This window comes from Streptomyces tateyamensis, from assembly GCF_003205575.1.
GTDB classification, from domain to species: Bacteria; Actinomycetota; Actinomycetes; order Streptomycetales; family Streptomycetaceae; genus Kitasatospora; species Kitasatospora tateyamensis.
Genome location: NZ_PYBW01000094.1, coordinates 37990 through 44470 on the forward strand (window position 1 = coordinate 37990; position 6481 = coordinate 44470).

Genomic DNA, 6481 nt, shown 5'->3' on the forward strand with positions numbered 1-6481 from the left:
GCGTCGTCCAGGATGATCGCTTTTGCCGCCACCCGCAGCGGGCGGGGGCGGACACGCGAGACGTAGGGACGGGTCGATGACTCCTTGGGAAGGGCTGGCGGTCTTCGCCGCCGGTGCGGGTGCCGGCACCATCAACGTCATCGTGGGATCGGGGACGCTGATCACGTTCCCGGTCCTGCTGGCGATCGGACTGCCGCCGGTGACGGCCAACGTGTCCAACACGCTGGGCCTGGTGCCCGGTTCGTTCAGCGGCGTGATCGGCTACCGGCGGGAACTGGCCGACCAGCGCGGACGGCTGCTGCGGCTGGGCACCGCCTCGCTGTTCGGCGGCCTGCTCGGCGCGGTGCTGCTCATCAAGCTGCCCGGCTCCGCCTTCGCCGCCATCGTCCCGGCGCTGATCCTGCTCGCCCTGGTGCTGGTGGTCGTTCAGCCCCGGGTGGCCCGCGCGGTGGCCGCCCGCGGCGGCCCGGCCGCCCACCCCGACGGCGGCTGGGGCCTGATCGCCGGCGTCTTCGCCACCGGTGTCTACGGCGGCTACTTCGGGGCTGCCCAGGGCGTCCTGCTGCTGGCCCTGATGGGGATGCTGCTCCGTGACGACCTGCAGCGGATGAACGCGGTCAAGAACGTGCTGGCGCTGATCGTGAATGCGGTGGCGGCGGTCTTCTTCATGTTCACCGCGCACATCGACTGGCTGGTGGCGCTGCTGATCGCGGTCGGCTCGGCGCTCGGCGGCCTGCTCGGCGCGAAGATCGGCCGCCGGCTGCCGCCGAGCGCGCTGCGTGCCCTGATCGTGGTGGTCGGACTGGTCGCGGTGGTCAAGCTGCTGCTCGCCTGAGCCTGAGCCTGAGCCTGCGTCAGTTCCCCTGCCGCTCGCCCAGGCCAGTCCGGCCGATCTTGCCCGGCGCCGCGCGCTGATCCGCCAAGATCGGCCGGACCCGCCCTACGCTGGACGCCATGAGCAAGCGGACCCTGTTGACCGAGGACGAGATCGCCGCCGGCCTGGCCGCGCTGCCCGACTGGCAGCGTGAGGGCGGCGCCATCCGCCGCACCGCCGAGACCGCCGACTTCCGCACCGCGATCCGGGTGGTGGACCAGGTGGCCGAGGCGGCCGAGGAGCTCGACCACCACCCGGACATCGACATCCGCTGGCGGACCCTCACCTTCGTCCTGTCCACCCACAGCGCGGGCGGGTTGACCGGCCTGGACCTGACGATGGCGGCACGGATCGACCGGTCACTGCGCGAGGCCTGATCCGGCGAAGCCGGCGAGCCGTCCCGGGCGGCGTGAGATGCTGGCCGCTGCCAGCCGCAGTCGGGACAAAGGGGACGCATGACTCAGGACGGGTACGGATACCAGCACTCCTGGTACCCCGGGACCGACCAGCAGCCGCAGCCTGGGGAGCAGCCCTGGCAGTGGCAGGAGTACCCCCAGGGCGGCTACCAGGAGCAGCAGTACCAGCCCGCCACGTACGTGGACCCGTACGCGCCCGCCGCGGGGGAGCAGCCCGGCGCGGAGCAGTACAACCCGGGGCAGTACAACTCGGAGCAGTACAGCCCGGAGCAGTACAGCCCGGACCAGCACCGCCCCGAGTACGCCCGGCAGCACATCCCGGAGCAGTACGCCTCCGACCAGTACCAGCAGTTGCCGGCCGAGCAGGCTACCGGGGTCCAGCAGGAGGCCGAGCCCGCCGTCAACCCGGTGGACGTGGCCGACCCCGCCGACCCGGCAGACCCGCGAGCCCCGGCGGCCGGCACTGACGCCGAGCAGGCTCCCACCGCCCCCCGCTCGCGCCGAGCCGCGCCGCGCACCGCCGCCGGCGGCTCGCTGATCGACCGGGCCCGCGACTCCGCCAAGGCCGCCGCCCAGGGCGTGCTAAACACCGAGGGCGGCCCCGGCCGGCGGGCCCTGCTGATCCGGGCCGGCGCCGGCGTCGCGGCCCTCGGCGTGCTGATCACCGCCGGCATCGTCGCCACCAGCGGTCACTCCGACCACCCGGCCCCGGTCGCCGGCACCCCGAGCGGCGACACCAACTTCGCGGTCGCGCACAACCGGATCTGGGTCGCCCAGCCAGCTGCCCAACAGGGCACCGACGACACCCTGGTGGGCAGCTGGCTGCTCGGCGACGCCGTGGTGCGCGCCGACAGCACCGGCGTGCACGCCTACCAGCTCGCCGACGGCAAGCCCGGCTGGAGCATCGACGCGCCCGCCCAGGGCGCCGTGCCCTGCGGCCTGTCGCCCACCGTCAACGGCGCCGGGCTAGGCGGCGCGCTGTTCCGCACCCAGGCCGACCCCAAGAGCCCCTGCACCCTGCTCGCCGCCGTGGACACCAAGGCCGGCAAGACCGCCTGGACCAAGAAGCTCTCCGACACCGCCAACTCCTACGCCGCGCACGTCGCGGTCACCGAGGACAAGGTGATCGCGGTCGGCGACGACAAGGTGCAGGCATGGGCCGGCGCCGACGGCAAGGACGCCTGGCAGTACGGCGGCCAGGGCAAGTTCTGCACGCTGACCGGCAGCGCCACCGGCGCCACCGTGCTGGTGGACAGCAACTGCGCCGACAGCAACCCCGGCAACCAACTGGTCGCGCTCGGCGCCGCCGACGGCAAGGTGCTCTGGGCCAAGGGCCTGGACGGCCAGCCCAAGACCGTCACCGTGCTCTCGGCCGAACCCGCCGCGGTGCTCACCACCGGCGACCAGCCCGCCGACTCCAAGGTGCTCGGCTTCGCGGCCAACGGCGATGCGACCGGCAGCATCCCGCTGGCCCAGGACGGCGGCGGCCAACTGGACGTCGGCCACGGCAGCTTCGACCCGACCCCCGGCGTCTTCTTCCAGGACCACAGCCTGGTGACCACGCTCACCGGCAGCGACGGCGCCACCTCGGCCGCCGCCTTCGACCTGGCCGGCGGCAAGGCGCTGTGGCGCAGCCCGGTGAGCGAGAAGGGCGGCGTGCGGGCCGTCGCGCTGGACGGCGGTGCGCTGGTGCTGGCCACCGAGGAGCGGGTCGGCCTGCCCGCCCACCTGAGCCGGTTCGCCCTGACGAACGGTCAGGAGAGCATCGGCGGCGGCTTCCCCCGCGACACCGGCTCGCTGCTCACCGCGGGCCGGGTGCTGATCGGCGGTGGCCGGGTGGTCGCGGTACCGGAGCACTCGACGCACTTCGGCACCGCGACCGCCTTCCAGGCCAAGGGCTGACCCACTGCCGGCCCAGGGCCGCGCCCGGTCAGGCCACGGTCAGGCCGAGATCGGCTGCAGCCAGTCCGCCAGCTCGGCGGCCTCGCCCGCCCGCAGGCCCAGCGCCAGCAGCAGCGAGGCCTCCGGGGTCGGCTCGAACGGACGCCGCCGCAGCACCATCTGGGCCTGCTCCGGCGTCCGGTCGGCCTTGCGCTGGTTGTCCTCCGCGCAGGCGGCCACGGTGTTCAGCCAACTGTCGGCGCCGCCGCGCGACTTCGGCACCAGGTGGTCCACCGTGGTGGCCCGCCGGCCGCAGTAGGCGCAGGTGTGCTGGTCACGCACCAGGACGCCCCGTCGCGACCACGGCGCCCGTTGTCGGAACGGCACCCGGACGTATGTCCGCAGTCTGATCACCCGGGGCACCGGTACCGCCAGGCCCGTCGCCCGCATCACGCGCAGCGGATGGGCCTGCTCGACCACGGCCTTGTCCTGCAGTACCAGTACCACCGCTCGCTGCAGCGACACCGTGGACAGCGGCTCGTAGCTCGCGTTCAGCACCAGCGTGTTGCGCATCTCGGGGGCACCTCCCAGGCCTTGGCCGCCGCCCTGGCGGACCCGACCACTGTGACCGTCGAAGCGCGTGCCGGACAACGGAATTTCCGCCGCTCAGCCCGGTTGTCCGGCCCCGCGGCTACGCTCGCCCCGTGACCGAGGACCCCGCTGCCGCACTCGACCGCGCCTTCTTCGACCGCCCGTCCCCCGAGGTGGCACCCGACCTGCTCGGCCGGCTGCTGCGCTGCACGCTGCCCACCGGCACCGTCGAGCTGCGCCTGACCGAGGTGGAGGCCTACACCGGCCCGGACGACCCCGCCTCGCACGCCTACCGCGGCCGCACCGCCCGCAACGCGGTGATGTTCGGCCCGCCCGGGCACGCGTACGTGTACTTCACCTACGGCATGCACTTCTGCCTCAACCTGGTCTGCGGCCCGGCCCTGCACCCCGGCGGGGTGCTGCTGAGGGCCGGCCGGGTGACCGAGGGCATCGACTCGGCCCGGCGCCGCCGGCCCGGCAGCCGCCGGGACCACGACCTGGCGCAGGGCCCCGCCCGGCTCACCGTCGCGCTCGGCGTGGACCGCACCCAGGACGGCGAGGACGTGGTGGCCGGCCCCGTCTTCCGGCTGCTGCCCGGGACCCCGCCGGCCCCCGGGCAGATCCGCACCGGTCCGCGCACCGGAGTCGCCGCCGCCGCCGACACGCCTTGGCGGTTCTGGATCGAGGGCGATCCCACGGTCAGCCCCTACCGCGCCCACGCCCCGCGCCGCCGGGCGGCTAAATGAAACGCGCTGGCGCGGACCGCGTACTCTCGGACACGCTGTACCCAGCACTCATCTGAAACAGCGGGCCGCTGCCGGGCGGCCCGGTCGGACCAAGGAGAACCGTGACCGTGACGGACATCGTCGACGAGCTGAAGTGGCGCGGGCTGATCGCCCTCTCCACGGACGAGGACGCACTGCGCAAGGCGTTCGCGGACGGCCCGGTCACGTTCTATTGCGGCTTCGACCCGACCGCGCCGAGCCTGCACCTGGGCAACCTGGTGCAGATCCTCACGATGCGCCGGATCCAGCAGGCCGGGAACCTGCCGCTGGGCCTGGTCGGCGGCGCCACCGGTCTGATCGGCGACCCCAAGCCCACCGCCGAGCGGGTGCTCAACGACCCCGAGACGGTGGCCAACTGGGTACTGCGGCTGCGCGGCCAGATCGAGAGGTTCCTCGACTTCGACGGTCCGTTCGCGGCCCGCATGGTCAACAACCTGGACTGGACCGCCGACCTGTCCGCGATCAACCTGCTGCGCGACATCGGCAAGTTCTTCCGGGTCAACAACATGATCGCCAAGGAGGCGGTGGCCCGTCGGCTCAACTCCGACGCGGGCATCAGCTACACCGAGTTCAGCTACCAGATCCTGCAGGGCATGGACTTCCTGGAGCTGAACCGCCGTTACGGCTGCACCCTGCAGACCGGCGGCAGCGACCAGTGGGGCAACCTGACCGCCGGCACCGACCTGATCCGCAAGGCCGAGGGCGCTTCGGTGCACGCGCTGGCGACCCCGCTGATCGTCAAGGCTGACGGCACCAAGTTCGGCAAGACCGAGTCCGGCACCATCTGGCTCGACCCGGAGCTCACCACGCCGTACGCGTTCTACCAGTTCTGGCTGAACGCCGACGACCGCGACGTGGCCAACTTCCTGCGGATCTTCTCGTTCCGCTCGCGGGAGGAGATCGAGGAGCTGGTGCGGGAGACCGCCGAGCGTCCGCAGGCCCGGCTCGCCCAGCGCGCGCTGGCCGAGGAGCTCACCACGCTGGTGCACGGCGCCGACCAGTACGAGCGCGCGGTGGCCGCCTCCAAGGCGCTGTTCGGCCAGGGCGAGCTGACCGAGCTGGAGCCGGCCACGCTGGCCTCGGCGCTGGCCGAGCTCCCGCGGGCCGAGGTCGCGGAGCTGGCCCCGATGGCCGACCTGCTGGTCGCCGTCGGACTGGCCCCGAGCCGCTCGGCCGCCCGCCGCACCCTCAAGGAGGGCGGCGCCTACCTGAACAACGCCAAGGTCACCGACGAGGACGCGGTCGCGACCGAGGCTGACCTGCTGCACGGCCGGTGGCTGGTGTTGCGCCGCGGCAAGCGGAACCTGGCCGCGGTGGAGCTGGTCCGCGGCTGACGGATCGAGAACTGATGGCGACTCACGCCGAGGGTTGCTGAGGGGTCATCAGGTGGCTTGAAACGTACCGGCCGTGAGCTGGGAGAATACCCCTACGGGGCCAGATCTGGACAGATCTGGCCCCGTCGTGTTTGACGTGCTCGCCGAGCTGGCCTAGTGTTGACCGAGTCGCCTGAACCGCACGGGCAGCAGGGTCAACGAGAGATCGTCCCGGAACCCGAGTGGTGCGACCATCACATTTACTGATTTTCAAGCCTCGCTCATTCTTTTTGGAATCAGCATGGTCCGGACCTGGTCCGGAAATACGGTAGAGTGGCGGTCGTCGCAAAGCAGAAATGGCGGCCCTGACCAGCTCAGGAAGTCGGGAAAGAGCACGACGCTCGGATCTGATAAGCTGGAAACACGAAAGAACGAAGCGCCCGGAGAGCTGAGAGATCAGCGCAAAGGAAGCGTCCGTTCCTTGAGAACTCAACAGCGTGCCAAAAGTCAACGCCAGATATGTTGACATCCCCGGCCTCAGTCTTTTGATTGGGGTTGGAGATTCCTTTTGAAGTAAAACACTAGCGAGGACGCAGTGCACGGGGCCGCCTTATTCCGGGG

Annotated in this window: 6 protein-coding genes; 5 read left to right on the forward strand and 1 reads right to left on the reverse strand. The window is 71.8% G+C overall.

Annotated elements, in window-relative coordinates:
* The first annotated feature begins 76 nt into the window (after positions 1-76).
* From C7C46_RS23890 to C7C46_RS23900, 3 genes are all read left to right on the forward strand, one after another.
* Entirely contained in the window at positions 77-835 is a 759-nt protein-coding gene (locus C7C46_RS23890) for a sulfite exporter TauE/SafE family protein (protein ID WP_110671965.1), read from the forward strand.
* A 119-nt stretch (positions 836-954) separates the two neighbouring features.
* Entirely contained in the window at positions 955-1251 is a 297-nt protein-coding gene (locus C7C46_RS23895) for a 4a-hydroxytetrahydrobiopterin dehydratase (protein ID WP_110671966.1), read from the forward strand.
* Between the two features lie 78 nt (positions 1252-1329).
* Positions 1330-3192 (forward strand): outer membrane protein assembly factor BamB family protein, encoded by a 1863-nt coding sequence (locus C7C46_RS23900; protein ID WP_110671967.1) that lies wholly within the window; start codon positions 1330-1332, stop codon positions 3190-3192.
* A 39-nt stretch (positions 3193-3231) separates the two neighbouring features.
* Here C7C46_RS23900 and C7C46_RS23905 read toward each other — a convergent pair whose 3' ends face one another.
* On the reverse strand, positions 3232-3744 hold the full coding sequence (locus C7C46_RS23905; protein ID WP_110671968.1) for an HNH endonuclease: 513 nt from the start codon (positions 3742-3744) through the stop codon (positions 3232-3234).
* Positions 3745-3875: 131 nt separating this feature from the next.
* Between C7C46_RS23905 and C7C46_RS23910 the strand changes: the two genes are divergently transcribed.
* Positions 3876-4508 carry a DNA-3-methyladenine glycosylase gene (locus tag C7C46_RS23910; RefSeq protein ID WP_110671969.1) on the forward strand — a complete coding sequence of 211 codons (633 nt, stop codon included), beginning with the start codon at positions 3876-3878 and terminating at the stop codon, positions 4506-4508.
* Between the two features lie 107 nt (positions 4509-4615).
* Entirely contained in the window at positions 4616-5881 is a 1266-nt protein-coding gene (tyrS, locus tag C7C46_RS23915; protein ID WP_110671973.1) for a tyrosine--tRNA ligase, read from the forward strand.
* The last annotated feature ends 600 nt before the right edge of the window (positions 5882-6481 follow it).